The 16,106-nt window shown below is 70.8% G+C and carries 16 protein-coding genes and 1 pseudogene; 8 read left to right on the forward strand and 9 right to left on the reverse strand.

Annotated features, from left to right (window positions below):
• Positions 1-360 precede the first annotated feature (360 nt).
• The gene (locus AC0VYD_RS11465; RefSeq protein ID WP_475479850.1) at positions 361-876 is read left to right on the forward strand and encodes a lytic polysaccharide monooxygenase auxiliary activity family 9 protein; all 516 of its coding nucleotides are present in this window, start codon (positions 361-363) and stop codon (positions 874-876) included.
• A 90-nt stretch (positions 877-966) separates the two neighbouring features.
• Here AC0VYD_RS11465 and AC0VYD_RS11470 read toward each other — a convergent pair whose 3' ends face one another.
• Positions 967-2,313, reverse strand: a complete 1,347-nt coding sequence (locus tag AC0VYD_RS11470; protein WP_475479851.1) for an MFS transporter — start codon at positions 2,311-2,313, stop codon at positions 967-969.
• Positions 2,314-2,456: 143 nt separating this feature from the next.
• On the opposite strand from AC0VYD_RS11470, the gene AC0VYD_RS11475 reads away from it, so the two are divergent.
• Positions 2,457-3,026 carry a maltokinase N-terminal cap-like domain-containing protein gene (locus tag AC0VYD_RS11475; RefSeq protein ID WP_475479852.1) on the forward strand — a complete coding sequence of 190 codons (570 nt, stop codon included), beginning with the start codon at positions 2,457-2,459 and terminating at the stop codon, positions 3,024-3,026.
• 23 nt (positions 3,027-3,049) lie between these two features.
• Here the strand turns inward: AC0VYD_RS11475 and AC0VYD_RS11480 are convergent, their stop codons facing one another.
• Complete coding sequence (locus AC0VYD_RS11480; protein WP_475479853.1) at positions 3,050-3,376, reverse strand: hypothetical protein; 327 nt, start codon at positions 3,374-3,376, stop codon at positions 3,050-3,052.
• Positions 3,377-3,545: 169 nt separating this feature from the next.
• Here AC0VYD_RS11480 and AC0VYD_RS11485 point away from each other — a divergent pair, with 169 nt between their 5' ends.
• Positions 3,546-3,905, forward strand: coding sequence for an MmcQ/YjbR family DNA-binding protein (locus AC0VYD_RS11485; RefSeq protein ID WP_475479854.1), 360 nt, complete (start codon positions 3,546-3,548; stop codon positions 3,903-3,905).
• A gap of 116 nt (positions 3,906-4,021) precedes the next feature.
• On the opposite strand, the gene AC0VYD_RS11490 is transcribed toward AC0VYD_RS11485, so the two are convergent.
• Positions 4,022-5,344: a glycoside hydrolase family 6 protein gene (locus tag AC0VYD_RS11490; RefSeq protein WP_475479855.1), complete on the reverse strand. Its 1,323-nt coding sequence runs from the start codon at positions 5,342-5,344 to the stop codon at positions 4,022-4,024.
• Positions 5,345-5,637: 293 nt separating this feature from the next.
• The gene (locus tag AC0VYD_RS11495) at positions 5,638-6,444 is read right to left on the reverse strand and encodes a hypothetical protein (protein ID WP_475479856.1); all 807 of its coding nucleotides are present in this window, start codon (positions 6,442-6,444) and stop codon (positions 5,638-5,640) included.
• Positions 6,445-6,679: 235 nt separating this feature from the next.
• Between AC0VYD_RS11495 and AC0VYD_RS11500 the strand changes: the two genes are divergently transcribed.
• Positions 6,680-7,537, forward strand: a complete 858-nt coding sequence (locus tag AC0VYD_RS11500; protein WP_475479857.1) for a poly(ethylene terephthalate) hydrolase family protein — start codon at positions 6,680-6,682, stop codon at positions 7,535-7,537.
• A 172-nt stretch (positions 7,538-7,709) separates the two neighbouring features.
• Here the strand turns inward: AC0VYD_RS11500 and AC0VYD_RS11505 are convergent, their stop codons facing one another.
• Together AC0VYD_RS11505 and AC0VYD_RS11510 are read right to left on the reverse strand one after the other, a co-directional pair.
• Positions 7,710-7,988, reverse strand: a complete 279-nt coding sequence (locus AC0VYD_RS11505; protein ID WP_475479858.1) for a hypothetical protein — start codon at positions 7,986-7,988, stop codon at positions 7,710-7,712.
• Between the two features lie 173 nt (positions 7,989-8,161).
• Positions 8,162-8,893: a class I SAM-dependent methyltransferase gene (locus tag AC0VYD_RS11510; RefSeq protein WP_475479859.1), complete on the reverse strand. Its 732-nt coding sequence runs from the start codon at positions 8,891-8,893 to the stop codon at positions 8,162-8,164.
• A gap of 276 nt (positions 8,894-9,169) precedes the next feature.
• On the opposite strand from AC0VYD_RS11510, the gene AC0VYD_RS11515 reads away from it, so the two are divergent.
• Positions 9,170-9,760 carry a histidine phosphatase family protein gene (locus AC0VYD_RS11515; protein ID WP_475479860.1) on the forward strand — a complete coding sequence of 197 codons (591 nt, stop codon included), beginning with the start codon at positions 9,170-9,172 and terminating at the stop codon, positions 9,758-9,760.
• 346 nt (positions 9,761-10,106) lie between these two features.
• Entirely contained in the window at positions 10,107-10,526 is a 420-nt protein-coding gene (locus tag AC0VYD_RS11520) for a YchJ family protein (protein WP_475479861.1), read from the forward strand.
• A gap of 35 nt (positions 10,527-10,561) precedes the next feature.
• Here the strand turns inward: AC0VYD_RS11520 and AC0VYD_RS11525 are convergent, their stop codons facing one another.
• Positions 10,562-11,476, reverse strand: coding sequence for an alpha/beta hydrolase (locus AC0VYD_RS11525; RefSeq protein ID WP_475479862.1), 915 nt, complete (start codon positions 11,474-11,476; stop codon positions 10,562-10,564).
• Between the two features lie 108 nt (positions 11,477-11,584).
• Between AC0VYD_RS11525 and AC0VYD_RS11530 the strand changes: the two genes are divergently transcribed.
• Positions 11,585-11,998: a MarR family winged helix-turn-helix transcriptional regulator gene (locus tag AC0VYD_RS11530; protein WP_475479863.1), complete on the forward strand. Its 414-nt coding sequence runs from the start codon at positions 11,585-11,587 to the stop codon at positions 11,996-11,998.
• Positions 11,999-12,094: 96 nt separating this feature from the next.
• Here the strand turns inward: AC0VYD_RS11530 and AC0VYD_RS11535 are convergent.
• Positions 12,095-12,436, reverse strand: a pseudogene (locus AC0VYD_RS11535) (transposase); the annotation flags it as partial.
• Positions 12,437-12,636: 200 nt separating this feature from the next.
• A complete protein-coding gene (locus tag AC0VYD_RS11540) occupies positions 12,637-14,019 on the reverse strand; it encodes a hypothetical protein (RefSeq protein WP_475479864.1) in 1,383 nt (460 codons plus the stop codon).
• 609 nt (positions 14,020-14,628) lie between these two features.
• On the opposite strand from AC0VYD_RS11540, the gene AC0VYD_RS11545 reads away from it, so the two are divergent.
• On the forward strand, positions 14,629-16,101 hold the full coding sequence (locus AC0VYD_RS11545; RefSeq protein ID WP_475479865.1) for a sodium/glutamate symporter: 1,473 nt from the start codon (positions 14,629-14,631) through the stop codon (positions 16,099-16,101).
• The last annotated feature ends 5 nt before the right edge of the window (positions 16,102-16,106 follow it).

The raw sequence follows: 16,106 nt of genomic DNA on the forward strand, positions 1-16,106 counted from the left end.
GCGGAAGGATTTGATAAGAGTCTTTCCAGTTCGGAGGATCGATCGGACGAACCTCCGGGTAGTACCAGTGGAGGGGGCGCTTCGGCGCCCCCTCGGTGTGGCTTTTCCGGTACGTGGTGCCAGGTGGGGGAGAGGTCTTGACCGGTTAATCGGATGCTGCCTAGCCTGCCTGTCAACAGGTCGCGGAAAGCACGGAAAAATTCTGGATTTCCGCAGACGACGCCCCTCGCGAACATTGGGAAATGTTCGAACCCCATGGACGCGAAACAGACCGTCCTGGGTCGGAGAACGGCTCGGGTCCCCCCGCTACGACCCCGGTGTTCCTCCGGGAGTTCGTGACCCAAAGAAGGGCGAAAACCCATGAAGAAGTACAGGTTCCGCTCCGCCGCCGCGGTGGCCGCCGCCACCGCGCTGGTCCTCTCCCTCATGCCTGCCGGAACGGCGAGCGCGCACGGTTACATCTCCAACCCCGCCAGCCGGCAGGCCCAGTGCGCCGCCGGTGTCGTCCAGTGCGGCCAGATCCAGTGGGAGCCGCAGAGTGTCGAGGGCCCCAAGGGGCTGATGAGCTGTTCGGGCGGCAACGCGCGCTTCTCCGAGCTGGACGATGACAACTACGGCTGGCAGGTCGCCGACATCGGCACCAACGCCACCTTCAACTGGATCATCACCGCCAACCACTCCACCGCCACGTGGGAGTACTTCATCAACGGCCGACTCGTCGACAGCTTCAACGACCACGGTGCCCAGCCACCGTCCAGCTTCAGCCACAACGTCGACCTCTCCGGCTACAGCGGCAGGCAGACCGTCCTGGCCCGGTGGAACGTGGCCGACACGGGCAACGCCTTCTACGCCTGCGTGGACGTCAACATCAGGTGACGACGGTTCACCGGACCCGAGAGCGCCCCGGTTCGCATCCCCCGAGCCGGGGCGCGGCCGGGGACAGGCGAGAACCCCGGGCGTCGGCCGCTACCCCCGGGACACCTCGGGCAGCCTGTGGCCGGCCACCACGCCGACCAGGCCCAGGGCGGCGAGGAAGACCAGGGCCCACACCACGCCGAGCAGCGCCAGCAGCGAGCTGAGGCCGCCGACCACGAGCAGGATGAGCCCCATCGCCGAATTCGACACCGCCACGTAGGTGGTGCGCCGGTCCCCTTCCGCCATGTCGACGACGTAGGTCTTACGTCCCACCCGGATGCCGGTGTGCGTCAGTGCCAGCAGGAAGTAGCAGCCGATGAACAGCGCTGACCCCCATGCCGTCGTGCCGCTGAAACCGGGCAGGGAGACGACCAGCACCAGGGCGAGGACGACCGCCGAGGCGATCGCGGCCCCGAACGTCATCAGTTTCCGGCTCGACCTGTCGGCGAGCCGGCCGGCCAGGCGCCCGCCCAACAACGCGGCGACCCCCGAGGCGATGACGTACCCGCCCAGGCCGGACAGGCCGCTGGTCCCCGACCGGGTGGCCAGGGTGACCACGAACGGCGGACTCAACGCCGACACCAGCAGGAAACCGCGCACGGCGACGAAATGCCGGAAGGACCGGTCCTCGCGCAGCAACCGGTAGGTCCGGACGAGCCAGTCGTGCCACCGCACGGGCGGACCGTCATCGGAGCCGCGGCTCTGCCCGACCGAGACCTCGTCGTCGGCCGGTTCCCGAACCCGGGCGTAGACCCAGGCCACGCCCACCCACAGGGCCGCACCGCCGGCCAGCAACCAGACGAGCGGCCCGGCGTCCAGTTCCTCACCACCGAACACACGGATGCCCAGCCCCAGGGTGACGGCCACCAGCCCCGCCGCGGCGGTGGCCAACCCGTTGATCTGGCCGCGCTCTCCGCTGGGCACGGTGCGGCCCTGGACGTCCTTCGCGGAGACCGAGCACAGGCACCGGCCCAGGGAGAACGCCGCCAGGGCGACCAGGATGACCGCACCGGCCGGGAGCCCCCGGCCCAACGCCGCGGTCGCGGCCATCACCGCCACCGACGAGGCCTGGACGAGGGAACCGGTGACGAACACCCACTTGCGGTGCCGGGCCCGCAGGATCAGCGGAGTCAGGAACGCCTGCGGCAGCATCGAACCGGACTCGCGGATGGGAACCAGCGCACCGACCAGCGCCGCGGGCACCCCCAAGGCGTGGAAGAGCCACGGCAGAACGGTCGAGGCGTTGACCACCTGGTCCCCGGAGGACTGCAGGGCGTTGGCCCAGACCAGGCGTAGACCGTTGCCCGGGACGTCACCGCGCACCCGCTCGGGCAGCTCCTCTTCCGACTCCCGGTCGCGCCTGAGCAGAGCGGAGTAGATTCTCTCGGTCGGTTTCATGCCTTCACGCTAGAGGGGCGGCGGCCCCGTGCGCCGGATACGCCACCCCCGCTGTACGGTCCGCGCTCCACCGGCGTCCCCACCGAGTGGCCGGTCAGGTGCTTCATCCCCCGTTCCCCGGCCCCGTGCCGGATACTGGTGCCATGGCGATCATCTACCGGGCCACTCTCACCCCGAGCAAACCGACTCTGATCAGTACCTGGCTGGACGGCCAGCCGTGGGCGGGCCGGGGGCCCGACGAGGTGCTCGGCACGTACAGGTTCGACGACCCGGAGGGGGAGGTCGGAGTGGAGGCGTTCCTGCTCCGGCGCGGGGACAGGCTCCTCCACCTGCCGCTCACCTACCGGGCCGAGCCCCTGCCCGAGCACGGGGACCACCTCGTCGGAACCATGGAGCACTCCGTCCTCGGCACCCGCTGGGTCTACGACGGGACCGGGGACGAGGTGGCGCTCGCCTGCTTCCGGCGGGCCCTGCGCGGTGAGCAGGAACAGGCGGAACTGGAGGTCTGGGAGGAGGGTCGCGTCCTGGCGTACCGGCCGCAGCAGGTCCTGGTCTCCCGGGAGACCCGCGGCGACGGCACCGGGTCATCGGATGAGGCGCGGCTGCTGCTCCCGCGGGTGCTGGACGAGGAACCCGAGGGGGAGCGGCTACTGGTCGCCCGGTGGGGCGACCAGCACAGGGCGGTCGCGGCGCTGGCCCCTCCCGGCGCCTGAGGGGTGCGGTAGGGGTCGGCCGGTCAGTCGAAGTCCCAGCCGCCGTCCTCGTCGGTCCCGGCGTCTGCCCCGTCACCGGTTCCCGTGCCCTCGCGCAGACCACCCACGATCATCACGGTCCACAGGCAGAGCAGGGTGGGGGCGCCGACCACCAGGAGCCCCGTGACCATGGTCTCGCCCCGGCCCTCGGTGCCGAGGGGGTAGGAGACCAGGGCCCCGGCGAGGAGGACGGACAGGCCGAGCAGTGTCGCCAGGACGGGGCGCCTGTACCTGAAGGCGACCAGGGCCCACACCAGGGAGGCGGCGGCCACGATCCCCGCCAGGAGCACGCTCAGGGACGCCGTGTTCACATCTGCCTCCTGGTCGGCTCCGCCGGTGTGGGTACCTTCCGAGGAGAGCATTCGCCCCTGTCCGCCCGGCGAACCCGGGGTGGCCGGCGGATGGACGAGCGGAGTCCCCGCGCCCGGGGGCGGTCGGCGGCGCGGCGCCCCGTCGGTGGTGTGTGGTTACCTTCGTCCCATGGGTGTTGAGATCGAGCGGTTCCTGCGGTTGGCGGATGCGCTGCCGGAGTGCGAGCAGCAGGACTCGGAGCGGTACACGACGTTCCGGGTGCGGGGCAGGCCCTTCGGGTACCTGTGGCCGAGGACCGCCACCGTGGGCCTGAAGCAGACCCTGTTGGAGCAGACGGCGCTCGTGGCGGAGCGGCCCGAGGTGTTCGAGGTGCAGTTCACGGCGGGCGGGTTCGGGTGGGTGGTCGTCCACCTGGACGGGATCGACCTGGACGAACTCAGCGAGCTCACCCTGGAGGCCTGGTACCTGACCGCACCCGGGGAACTGCTCGCCGCACCGCCCACCCCGGGATCCCTGGTCCGGGCCTGAACCGGTCTCCGGGCAGGGCCGCAGCACTGCCGTGACGACTTCGCGGAGGGCGGGTGGCGGGTGCGGCGCGGGCGTTCTCCGCCCCGCACCCGCCGAACGCCCCGTCCGCGTCGCGGTCAGGCGGCGGCGCACCGCACGTCGGGCACGCCGTTGTCGCCGTCATGGGTTCCGGTGAGGCCGAACCCGGTGCTTTCACCTGCGCCGAGGGAGCCGTTCCAGCCCAGGTCGGTCGCGCTCACCTGTGCCCCGCTGCTGCTGATGTCGGCGTTCCAGCCCTGGCTGACCCGTTGGCCGTCGGCGTAGGTCCACGTCACGGTCCATCCGGTGAGGTCGGAGCCGGCGGTGACCGTCACCTCCGCCTGGAAGCCGCTCTCCCAGTCGCCGACCAGCCGGTACTCGGCCGTGCAGTCCCCACCCGGGTCGGTGGGGTCCCCACCGGGGTCGGTGGGCTCCTCGCCCGGATCGGTGGGCTCGTCCGGGGGCTGGGGCGCGTCCACCGCCATGTCGTAGGCGGCCTGCGGCACGAACTGTCCGGCGGGTGCGATGCAGCCGTCGGCCTCGCCCGGGAGTTTGGTCCAGATGAAGGCGTCGATCAGCGGGTTGCCGGTGTCCGTGGTGCTGGGCCGGCCGATCATCCGCCCGGGCGGGTCGCACCACTCGTCGTCGGGGGCGGGTCCGTTGCCGTTGCGGCTGGTGTCGACCACGGCCCCGAGCCCGGCCACCCCGGTGGCGGAGATGACGGCCTCCGCGAAGGCCACCTCGTCCCCGGTCCAGTTGTAGTTGGAGGTGTTGGTGGCCACCCCGTGGGCGCTGTTCGCGATGTCGGCGCCGTTGAGCAGGTCGGCGGCCTCCTGGGGCGCCAGCCAGGCGGAGTTCCCGATGTCGAAGTAGACCCGGGCCGCGGAGGAGCCCGCGATCAGCGCCTTGCCCGCGTGGGCCATCGACTCCAGGAGCTCGGAGGGGTCACTGCAGCCGCTCACCAGGGGGAGGGCGTCGGGTTCCAGGACGATGGTGGCGGGACGGTCCTCCAGACCCGCGGCGACCTCGTCCACCCAGGCGCGGTAGGCGTCGTGGTCGGGTGCCCCGCCGCCGCTGTGGTTGCCGCAGTCGCGCCCGGGGATGTTGTAGACCACCAGGATGGGGACCTGCCCCTGGGCTTCGGCGGCGCTGACCACCGCGTCCACGTCACCGCGGACCTCGTCGGGGTTGTACTGGGTGAACCAGGTGGCCTGCGCGACCGAGGCGATACGGTCGCCGATGACCTCGGCGCGCGGGTCGTCCGGGTTCTCCTGGACCCAGACGGCCGCTGACGTGTCGGGGCTGACATAGAACTCGGACTCCTGGGCGGAGGCCGGCGACAGGCTGAGCAGCGCCGTGCCGGCGGCCAGGGCCGTGACGGAGCCGAGGGCGGCTCCGATGGCTGTGCGTGTGCGGGACATAGCCTTCCTTCGGTGGATTGCCTCCGTTGTGAACCCCCGTGTCCCGGTGCCTTGCGGCGACGGGCATCCCCCGAACTGGCTGGGAGCGCTCCCAGTCAGGGTCAGGCTACCGGGAGCAGCCCTTCTGTTCCAGGGGGTGACGGCTGTTTTTCGTACTGATTTCCTTGAGCGGGAGGGAACAGGGACCGTCCCGGCGCACTGCCCCGGGTGGCGGACCCGCCTGCCCGTCCCGTTCTCCGCCTCGTGCGGAGAACGGGACGGGGAAGCGCCGGGAGGGACGCCGGTGTCAGGGCTCAGGTGCTCGCGGCCGCACCGGTGGCTGCCGGAGTGCGGAAGTACTGGTGGGGCTGGAAGACGCAGATGTTGGTCTCGCTCTGCACGTTGGCGTCGGTGACCTCGACGAAGTAGGCGTAGCGGGTGTCGGCCGCCAGGTCGGCCCGCACCCGCACCGAGGAGCGGTTCAGCCCCGCGTCGGACCGGCCCCGCGTCCTCTGCGCGAAGATGTTGTCCCACCAGGTCAGGTTCTGGGTGTCGAACTCCCGTGCGGAGCCGCCGGTGGACAGCCGGTGGATGTAGTACGCGTCCGGGCCGCCCAGCTGGTCCAGGGTCGTCCAGGAGCACTCCAACTCGCCGTCCGCGGGCACGGTCTCCAGCTCCCGGTGGCCGGAGGGGGCGAAGGAGGCCAGGAGCTCCTCCCGTCGTGCGGTGTAGTGCTCGACCAGGCGGCGGGAGGCCGCGATGTCCTGGTGCCGGGAACGGTCCTGGACCGAGCCGTCGGTCCCCACCACCTCGATGCTGTACACACCGCCGGGCAGGAACCCCTCCGGCAGGTTGACCATGTACCAGTAGTAGTCGAGGGTGCGGTCGTAGATGTGGCCGTTGGTGTTCGCCGGTGTGAACGGCTGGTCGGCGAACTCCACCCGGTACCCGTCCGGGCCGCGGGCGGTGATGGAGCGCACCAGCTCGGGTGTGGGGACCCCCGGGGTGGGGTGGAAGGAGACCAGGAACTTGTGCTGTTCCCTGGGCAGCGGCGTCCCGTCGAAGTCCCAGTAGACGTCGCAGGCCATGATGTCGTGGATGCGTAGCGGGCTGTCTTCCAACGCGGTTCTCCCTCTCCGGGGGCGTTCTGGGGGCCGGGCGCCGCCCAGTCTGCGCCGGGGAGGACCCCGCGCGCATCGGTGGAACAACCGCGATCCCGCCGGTTCCCCGCGAGGGCATCAGTGATGCCACCCGTTGGCGCCGCACCCCCGTTGACACTCGTGTCGGCGGAGCGGATATTCGCCTTCCGGCGTGCCGGAGGACACCGGTGCGCACCTCCACCCGCAGGAGAACGCAATGGGAACAGCGAAGCTTGCCCGAAGATGCCTGGCCGTGCTCGCAGGTTCGCTCATGGCCGGAGCCCTGCTCTGGGCACCCTCGGGTGCGGCGGTGGCCGCCGCACCCGAGACCGCCGGCGGCACCGGCCCCTACGAGGCCGGATACGTCACCGAATGGCGGCTGCGCGAGCACACCGTCTACCGTCCCCTGCAGCTGCCCGACGACGAACCGCTGCCGGTGGTGGCCTGGGGCAACGGCGCCTGCCGTGCCGACGGGACGTGGTTCGAGAACATCCTCACCGAGTTCGCCTCGCACGGCTTCCTGGTCATCGCCAACGGTAGGCCCGGCGGCTCCGGCAGCACCGACGCCGAGATGCTCACCGAGGCCGTCGACTGGGCGGAATCCGCGAACACCCGCCTGTTCAGCGAGTACCGCGGCAGGATCGACACCGACCGGATCGCCGTCATGGGCCAGTCGTGCGGCGGCCTGGAGACCTATGAGGTCGCCGACGACCCCCGGATCACCACCACGGTGATCTGGAACAGCGGCATGTTCAGCGACCGCGACCCCGACCGGCTCTCCCACCTGCACGCCCCGGTCGCCTACTTCACCGGCGGCCCCGACGACATCGCCTACGGCAACGCGCTCAACGACTGGCGGGACCTGCCGGACGGGCTGCCCGCCTTCATGGGCCACCTCGACGTCGGCCACTACGGAACCTTCGCCGAGCCCGACGGCGGCGAGTACGGGCGGGTCGGGACCGCCTGGCTCAAGTGGCACCTCAAGGACGACGCGGAGGCCGCGGAGCGGTTCGTCGGGCAGGACTGCGGGCTGTGCGCCGACCCCGAGTGGGACGTCGACCAGAAGAACCTGTGACCGCGTCCCCTCCCGGCGCTGACTGACACGGCGGTGCCCGGGGCGGTGTCTGCGGGCCCGTCGCGGTGGACCCGGCCGCCGGAGGCGACCGGGTCCACGTTCGGCGGTTCCCCGGCTCATGGGCGGTGCGGTGAGGCCGGTCCCGGGAGCGCCGGTGCGCTCCGCGCCCTGCTCAGGCGTAGGGGTCCGCCGCCGGGAACCGTGCCTCGTCACACCCGACCCTGAGTTTGCTGACCGTGTAACCGCCGTTGATCGCGTGGAACAGGTGGAACCGGCAGTTCGAGTAGCCGGGCACGTTGGGGGCTCCGCAGCACCGTTCGGGGCCCGCGGTCCCGTAGGTCAGACAGGCATCGCACTCCTCGGGCCCGAGCTCCTCCCTGGGGACCCTCCGGCACTCCGAACGGTCCGGTTCCGGGCCCTGGGCGAACTCCTCGATTTCCTGGGGGGACATTCCGCTCCTTCGGGGGTGGGACCGCGACAGGGGATCCGGTGGACCGCCTGTGCGGGAAAGGGGTTTTCTGCCGTTTCCACCCTAGGAAAACACCATCGCGGAAGTGGCCTGTTCTCCTGGCCCCGAGATGTTTTTCGCGGTGTGGGCGCCGTTGGTTTCTGCGGGATGTCGGACTATTCGGGTTTGCGGAGTTCGGTGATGCAGTCGCGGTACTTGTCGACGGTGTACTGGTCCTCGGGGCCCCAGGAGGTGCGCTGGCCGACCACTGTCAGGCCCGCGTCCCGGGCCCAGGCGGCGAAGGCCCCGGGGGAGACGTCGGAGCGGTTGCCGTCGTCGCGCCAACGGCGCTGGCTCAGCCAGCGCTGCGCGATCCTGCCGGGGCGCCCGGCCCTGCGGGTCAGCGGGGACATCCTCAGGGTCCAGTCGGGCTTGCCGGCGTGGTGGACGACCGCGCTCGCGCCGGGTGCCATGACCCGGGAGACCTCGCCGAGGTAACCCGTGATGACGTCGGGGTCCAGGTGCACGAAGACGTCGAAGGACCAGACGAAGTCGACCGAGGAGCCCGGTACCGGGTCCATCGAGAAGCCGGGGGTGTGGTGGACGTTGAGTTCCGGGCGGTCGGCGAAGCGCTCGCGGCAGCGGTCCAGGCAGCTCTCGTTGACGTCGACGATCCACACCTTGGGGGAGTGCGCCAGCAGGTGCTCGGTCCAGCGCCCGTGCCCGGGTCCGATCTCCAGGGCCGTGCCCCGGCCGGCCCCCGGAGCCAGCAGGGTGTCGACGAGGCTGCCCTTCCACGCCTCGTAGGGTTGGCGGCAGTAGGCGGCCATGAAGGCCCACTCGTCTCCGCTCCGTTCCCAGGAGTGGGTTTTGCCCCAGGTTTTTCGGTTCCATTCGACGGTGGGCATTTTCTCTTCTTCTTCCTTTTCCTGGGCGCGGTGAATTATTCGCGTCGTTCCGGATGATCGCCTCGGATCATATCCCGGCTCCGTCCGGGTGTTCTTCGTTGTTCGGGCCTGCGGGTGCTTTATGGTTTTCCGTGGCTTTTGTCGGCGGTCGACCCCCGCTCCGCGGCCGTGCGGGACCGGTGCCGGGGCGGGGCCGGGGACGGGTGCGTCCCCGCTTTTGTGGCCCCGAGCCCGGCGGAGGGCTTGCGCGGCCGGTGCGCGGGGCATGACGTCCGGGTGGGAGAACTGGTACTCGTCAGGCACGGGCAGACCGAATGGAGCAGGGAGCGCCGGCACACCGGGCGCACCGACCTGCCGCTGACCGAAGAGGGGGAACGCCAGGCGCGGGCGCTGCGCCCGCTGCTGGCGCAGCGGGGGTTCGAACTGGTGCTCACCAGCCCGCTGGGCAGGGCGGCGCGCACCGCGGAGCTCGCCGGGCTCACCGACACCGTGGTCCATCCCGATCTCGCCGAGTGGGACTACGGGGCCTACGAGGGGGTCACCACCGCCGAGATCCACCGGGACCGGCCGGGTTGGAACCTGTGGACCGACGGGGTGCCCCCGGGGCCGCCGGAGCATCCGGGAGAGAACCCCGAGCAGGTGGGGGCGCGGGCCGACCGGGTCCTCGCCGACGCGGCGTCGGCACTCGAACGCGGCGACGTGGCGCTGGTGGCCCACAGCCACGTCCTGCGCGCGCTCACGGCCCGGCGGTTGGGTCTGCCTCCTTCGGGCGGGGCCCTGTTCCGCCTCGACACCGGCTCCGTCAGCACCCTGGGTACGGAGCACGGCCGTTCCGTCATCACCTCGTGGAACCGTCCCGGAGCCTAGCCCCGCAGGCGTGCCCGCCGCGGCGGTGGGACGGACGGAAACGGAAGGAAAGCCGAAAAGCCGGTGATCGCGGGTTTCGGATCCGTTGGGGGACTGGGTACTAACCCTGTGGATGGACATCGCAATCCGGCACGGAAACGCCCTCCCGATCCCTCGTCCACGTCCCGCACCCGATGACGGGCCACCGCCCCGGTGGTTCCCGCCGCCCGAACCACGACGTCCGATCCGCTAGGGGTGTCGTGGTCGCAGGGCCGAGCCCGATCCCCTCGTCGGACACGGCCCTGTGCGGGCAGCGGGCCGCAGGGGGCGGGCCGAAGGGGTGGCGAACAGCCGCCAGAATGGGGGCATGTCCAAGCGCAGCTTCCGCCCTCGGCCGTCCCACTCCGCTGACCTGCCCTGCCCCTGCGGTAGGCCCACGGTGTACGGGCGGTGCTGCGGCCGGTTGCACGAGGGCTCGGCGAAGGCTGCCACCGCGGAGGACCTGATGCGTTCGCGCTACAGCGCCTTCGCGGTCGGCGACGAGGGGTACCTGCTGCGGTCCTGGCATCCCGACACCCGGCCGTCCGGTGTGGACCTGGATCCCCGAACCGAGTGGGTGCGGCTGGAGATTCTCGACACCGGTGCGGGAACCCCCTTCCACAACGAGGGCACGGTCGAGTTCCGGGCGGTCTTCCGGGAGGGAGGCCGGGAGGGTGAACTCCGCGAACACAGCCGTTTCCTGCGCCACGGGGGCGCCTGGACCTACCTCGACGCGCTGGACGGCTAGCGCTCTGACCGGGAAGGTTCGCCGGTTCGGATGCCTTACAGGTTGTTCGCATAGAAGCTGGCGAGTCGTTCGACGGCAGCGTCGACGTATTCGGGTTCGTCGTACATCTCGTAGTGGCCCGCGCCGTCGATCACCATGAGGTCGACGGGGTTGGGGGCCAGCTTCCACAGCTGCGTGCCGGTGTCGTAGGAGCCGGTGTTGCCGATGCGTCCGGCGAGGATGACCTGGAGTGGCTGGGTCATGAGCCGATCGGCCAGGTGGAACGCGTCGTAGCCCAGCAGGAGGGAGTCGCTGCGCAAGAGGCGCCGGTTCGTGGAGTGTTCGTTACCACCGCGCTCGGTGCGGTAGTAGGTGACGGCTTGAGTGGTGTCGATGTCGGTCAGGCCCGCTGTCGTGGCGTCCTCCAGGGTGGCGGGCAGCCAGTTCACGCGGGTCGTCTCGCCGGAGCGGGCCTCTTCGGTCCGTGCGTCCGCGAGGGCGTCGAGTGCTGCGGCCGGACCGTCGGGGGAGAAGCTGCGGAACGCGGCGCCGATGTTGACGGGGACGACCGTGCCGACCGCCTTGATGCGGTGGTCCGTGCGAGCGGTGTGCACGGTGTAGCCGCCACCGGCGCAGATGCCGAGGGCGCCGATGCGCTGCGGGTCGATGCCGGGGGTCGTGGTGAGCACGTCGATGGCGTAGGAGATGTCCTCACCTCGGCGGTAGGGGTCTTCGAGGTCGCGGGGCTCGCCCTCGCTCTGACCCTGATGGGCGGGGTCGAGGACGAGCGCCGCGATGCCGCGGGCGGCGAGACGGGAGGCGTAATTGGCGCCGATCTGCTCCTTCACGCTGCTGCCCGGGGTGGAGAGCACCACGGCGCGCAGTGCTGGGCTGCTGCCGGCGTTGTCGGGCAGGTGGAGGTCCGCGGCGAGGTTGATGGGACCGCGCGGGATCGTGAGGTGCTTAAGCATGCCTGGCTTCCTTCGTGACATTGTTGTTCCATAGGAGTCCAGTACAAGTCAATTTATTGTACGATATGAAACTAATACGAAAATGTACCATATGGACGGAGGAGTGGTATGTCAGTTGACGGGGCGCAGCTGTGGACGCTGAACCAGCGGCTGCTGGGCGTTGTGATGGATGCCTGCACGGGGGAGCTGGCCGAGCTCGGGTTGGAGACGAAGGAGTTTTTCGTCCTGGCCGAGGTGGAGGCATCGCCGTACCCGGCCGAGATCGCGACGGCACTGCTGCTCCCCAAGGCGAGTGTGACGGTCTACGTTCGCAACCTCGTCGCCAAGGGTTTCATCCGGCGCGAGATCGACGACGCGGACCTGCGGCGTCACCGGCTCGTACTAACCGCTGAGGGCACAGCGGCACGGGATCGTGCACTTGCAGCCCTCGCGGCGGAGTACGACCGCAGACTGGCGAGGATCACTCCGCGGGACCGCACCGAGCTGCAGCGCATCCTTCAGGAGATGCTCTCGCCCGCATGAGTCCATGGTCACGAGCGGTTCGCCTGCCCGGTGGCCCCCTGCTCCCCAGTGCTGTGACCGGGTAGATTCGTTGGATCGTTCAGCCTGCGGTGGCGGGGGGCGTCTGCCCCAGCGGATCCCTTTCTCGCTGCGGATGCGGGCGCGCTCCTTGCGTTCGGCGGCCAGGACATCGCGGTGGCGGGCGTTGGCGTTGCGCCAGCGGAGGTAGGCGTGCAGGGCCCGTGTCTGCACAGTGTGGTTGGGGTAGTGCGAGTTCGCGATGGTGAACTGGCGAAGCGGTCCGAAGTGCGCCTCGATGGGGTTGGCCCACGAGGCGCAGGTCGGGGTGAAGCACAACTCGACCCTGTTCTTCTTCGCCCAGCGGCGGATGTCGCTGCGCTTGTGGGCGGACAGGTTGTCCAGGATCACGTAGCTCGGGGCGCAGTCCGGGCGGGCGTTCCCGGCGGGCACCAGGGCCTTTGCTTCGGGACCCCGGCCGGGCCTGTGAATCTACGTCGTAAAGACGCTGGTTCCGGGAAATCGAGGGAGCAGCCGACCGGAGCGACCGTCGGAACGTCACCGGCCCCTGCCCGGAGTCCCGCCCGGCAGGGCCGGACACCGGGCGCGGCCCCGGGTCCCGGCTCGGGCCGCCGCGCGGATCAGTGGTCCTCGCGTATCCGTTCGGCCAGCGCACGGGCCTTGCCGGAAGTGTCGGGGTCGGGGTGGTGCCGTCCCAGGGCCTCCAGCACGGGCAGCGCGTCGGGGTGGGCGCGCAGACGGAGCAGGTCGGGGGAGTCGAGGACGATCTGCTCGACGTCGGGGGTGCCCTCGGAGGAGAGGAAGTCGGGCAGGCCCGCGTTGTCGGGGGTCATCGCCGCGGCGATCATGTCGAGGACCACCCAGGGGCCGTACTCGCCCAGCATCCGGTCGAGGCCGCGCTGGGTGAGCATCCCGGAGGAGAGGAGGACGACCGCCGCCATGCTGGCGACGGCGGGGTGCGGTGAGCGCAGCAGGGAGCGGAGTTCGGGTTCGAGTTCGGAGCTGGTCGTGTTGAGGACCTGGGTGCCCACCCAGCGGCGCAGGGCCAGGCCCGGGCCGGAGACGACCGCGGCGATCTGACGCAGTGCCCGGTGGGGGCCGCGCCGGTCCAGCCAGGGGCCGGCCTCGGCGAGCCGGTCCTCGAAGGGCAGGACGGACAGTGCGTCCAGGAACCGGGCGGCCCCGGCCTCGGCGAGGGTGTCCACGAGGGGTGCGTGGATGCCCACCTCCAACAGGAGGCGGCGGACCCCGTAGCGGCCCAGGGCGGTGAGTTCGACGGTGCAGTGGCCGCCCTGTCCGGGGGCGTCGGCTGGGCTGTGGTCCAGGGCGACGGCGCCGGTGTCGGAGAGCTGCCACAGCACGTGCAGCAGGGGGGAGGTCGTCCGGGGAGCGGACGGTGCGGGGGAGTCCAGCGCCTCCCTGGCCAGTGTGTCCAGGTCGGGTCGGGAGCCGTCGGGGGCCTCGTAGAGGTGGCGCAGGACCCCGGGGAGCAGTTCGGGGCCGGTGGTCCCTGGGGCGGGCCGGTCGGGGCGGACCAGGTCGCCCCGGGCGTTCTCGATGGTGTGCTCGAACTCCCGGAACCACCAGGACAGCACCCGGTCGGGATCGCGTGTCTGCTGTTCCAGGTCGTGGGCGGGCCGGGCGTGCGAGGCGTTGATCTCGACCAGGCCCAGGCGCAGGGCCGCGGACCAGGGTACGACGAAGTGGGCGACGTCGGCCGCGGAGTGGAGTCCGCCGAGCCAGGTGGTGCGTTCGGCGGTCCGCCCGGGCAGGTCGTGCGGCCAGAGCGAGAATCTGGTGATCGCGGTGCGGGCGTCGTCGATGCCGGGCACCCCGTGGTGGGTGACCGGGATGGCCGGGGCACTCCACCGGGCCAGGCTGAGGGCGTCGCACAGCAGCGGGGAGTCCAGGGCCATGCGGGCGAGGACGTCGGTGGGCAGCAGGGACACGGGCCTGGCGGCGAGCGGCGGGTGCTCCGGGTCCGACGGGTTGTGAGAGGGCACGTCCGCTCCCGGTTTCTCTTCTGGGGGTATGCGTTCTCTTCGGAGGATGTTGGTCCACACCTCTTCTACCGCTCCGGGGCGGGGCCGCGGGGCGGTTTCGCACAGATCGGTACGAACCCGGGAGCCCGGGTACCCGGTCCGCGTACACGGCCGCGGCCCGCCGCCGTCCTCGCGCCGGGCGGCCCGGGACCGGGGCCGGGGGTGTTCGGGGCGACGGGCATGATCATCCTCACCGTGGTTCCCGGGGCCGGGGACGTGTGGATTCCGGCGGGGGCGGGTAGCCGCTGCCGGCGTCGCGCGGGCCCGGAACGCTTCAACCGTCGTACTTTCCGGTTCCGTCGGGACCTGTGCTGGTGGGAGGGGTGCGTCGGAGCTGTGGGTGCCGGAGGCCGACCGGTGCTTCGCGGAGGTCGGGGCCGGGGTCGGACGGGTCGTCACCGTGTGTAGGATTCCCCAGGCGTTCGCGTAAGTTGAGCCGCTTGCCCGTGCGCGATCTACCTCCCAGCCACAGCCCCTGCCCGGTCGGGCGCCCCGCCGCGGGCCCCGTGTGCCCGCAGGGGCACACCCATGCCCCTGCACGCCTGCGGGACCGTATTGAGAGGTGGATATATGTCCCCTGACACCGTTGGCCTCGCGCTCCTCCTGCTGGGGGTGCTGTTGCTGATCTCGAAGTTCGTCCGGGTCAGATGGAAGCTGACGCAGCGGCTGTACCTGCCGAGCTCGATCATCGGCGGCGGTATCGCGCTGCTGCTCGGCCCGGACGTCCTCGGTTGGGCCACGGGCCTGCTGGCCGACCGGGGCGTCGCGGTCGGCTTCGCGGAACGGGCGGCCGAGGGCGGGCTCTTTGGGGCCGACGTCATGTCGGTGTGGTCGGCTCTGCCGGGACTGCTCATCTCGGTGGTCTTCGCCAGCCTCTTCCTGGGCAAACGGATGCCCAGGCTGCGTGAGGCGGTCGACCTGGCCGGGCCCAACCTGTCCTTCGGGATCACCGTCGCCAGCGGTCAGTACGTCATCGGTCTGCTGTTGGCCCTGTTGGTCCTGGCGCCGTTCTTCGACGTCCCGGTCATCTCGGGTGCGCTCATCGAGATCGGTTTCCTCGGCGGCCACGGCACCGCCGCGGGGCTGGGCAGCACCTTCGACCAGGTCGGTTGGGCCCAGGGCCAGGACGTGGCCCTGGGGATGGCCACCGTCGGGCTGCTCTCCGGCGTGATCATCGGCATCATCCTGATCAACTGGGGTGTGCGCCGGGGCAGGACCAACGTGATCAGCGCTGACAGCAGGGGTACCGAAGGGGAGCAGGCCGGTCTGGTCGAGCGGGAGAACCGCACCGCCGGGTCGATGCTGACGATCCACCCCTCGTCGATGGACCCGCTGACCCTGCACTTCGGCCTGGTCGCCCTCGCGGTGCTCATCGGCCAGCTGCTCCTGTCGGCCCTGCAGTGGGTCGAGCAGCTGGTGTGGGCCGACTCCATCGAGGTCATGGCCTTCGTGCCGCTGTTCCCGCTGGCGATGATCGGCGGCATCATCGTGCAGCTGTTCATCGACCGGTTCGACCGCAACGACATCGTCGACGCGCGGTCGGTGGAGCGCATCCAGGGGATGTCCCTGGACGTGCTCGTCATCGCCGCCATGGCGACGCTGTCCCTGCGGGCCATCGCCGACAACATCGTCGCGTTCGCGGTCCTGTCCGTGGCGGGTGTGCTGTGGTGTCTGTGCGCCTTCCTCTTCCTGGCTCCGCGGATCATGCCTGACTACTGGTTCGAGCGGGGTATCGGCGAGTTCGGCCAGTCCCTGGGGGTCACCGCCACCGGCATGGTTCTGATGCGGGTGGCCGACCCCGAGGCCAGGACGCCGGCCTACCCGGCGTTCGGGTACAAGCAGCTCGTCTTCGAGCCGTTCTTCGGCGGTGGTCTGGTCACCGCTGCGGCGATCCCGCTGATCGTCAGCCCGATGGTCGGACCGTGGGGTTTCCTGGCGATCATGGTCGCGACGATGGCGGCCGCGCTGTTCTTCGGTCTCGTCGTGCTCCGGCGCAGGCGTCGTAGGCACGGGGCGGGTCGGGAGCGGGACCTGGTGTCCTGACCCCG

Source organism: Nocardiopsis sp. iso_40, from assembly GCF_056173285.1.

Excerpts from the sequence above, each read along its gene's own strand:
- AC0VYD_RS11470 (WP_475479851.1), bottom strand. The coding sequence starts at position 2,313 with ATGAAACCGACCGAGAGAATCTACTCCGCTCTGCTCAGGCGCGACCGG.
- AC0VYD_RS11520 (WP_475479861.1), top strand. The coding sequence starts at position 10,107 with ATGTCCAAGCGCAGCTTCCGCCCTCGGCCGTCCCACTCCGCTGACCTG.
- AC0VYD_RS11500 (WP_475479857.1), top strand. The coding sequence starts at position 6,680 with ATGGGAACAGCGAAGCTTGCCCGAAGATGCCTGGCCGTGCTCGCAGGT.
- AC0VYD_RS11505 (WP_475479858.1), bottom strand. The coding sequence starts at position 7,988 with ATGTCCCCCCAGGAAATCGAGGAGTTCGCCCAGGGCCCGGAACCGGAC.
- AC0VYD_RS11490 (WP_475479855.1), bottom strand. The coding sequence starts at position 5,344 with ATGTCCCGCACACGCACAGCCATCGGAGCCGCCCTCGGCTCCGTCACG.
- AC0VYD_RS11510 (WP_475479859.1), bottom strand. The coding sequence starts at position 8,893 with ATGCCCACCGTCGAATGGAACCGAAAAACCTGGGGCAAAACCCACTCC.
- AC0VYD_RS11525 (WP_475479862.1), bottom strand. The coding sequence starts at position 11,476 with ATGCTTAAGCACCTCACGATCCCGCGCGGTCCCATCAACCTCGCCGCG.
- AC0VYD_RS11485 (WP_475479854.1), top strand. The coding sequence starts at position 3,546 with ATGGGTGTTGAGATCGAGCGGTTCCTGCGGTTGGCGGATGCGCTGCCG.
- AC0VYD_RS11465 (WP_475479850.1), top strand. The coding sequence starts at position 361 with ATGAAGAAGTACAGGTTCCGCTCCGCCGCCGCGGTGGCCGCCGCCACC.
- AC0VYD_RS11530 (WP_475479863.1), top strand. The coding sequence starts at position 11,585 with ATGTCAGTTGACGGGGCGCAGCTGTGGACGCTGAACCAGCGGCTGCTG.
- AC0VYD_RS11475 (WP_475479852.1), top strand. The coding sequence starts at position 2,457 with ATGGCGATCATCTACCGGGCCACTCTCACCCCGAGCAAACCGACTCTG.
- AC0VYD_RS11545 (WP_475479865.1), top strand. The coding sequence starts at position 14,629 with ATGTCCCCTGACACCGTTGGCCTCGCGCTCCTCCTGCTGGGGGTGCTG.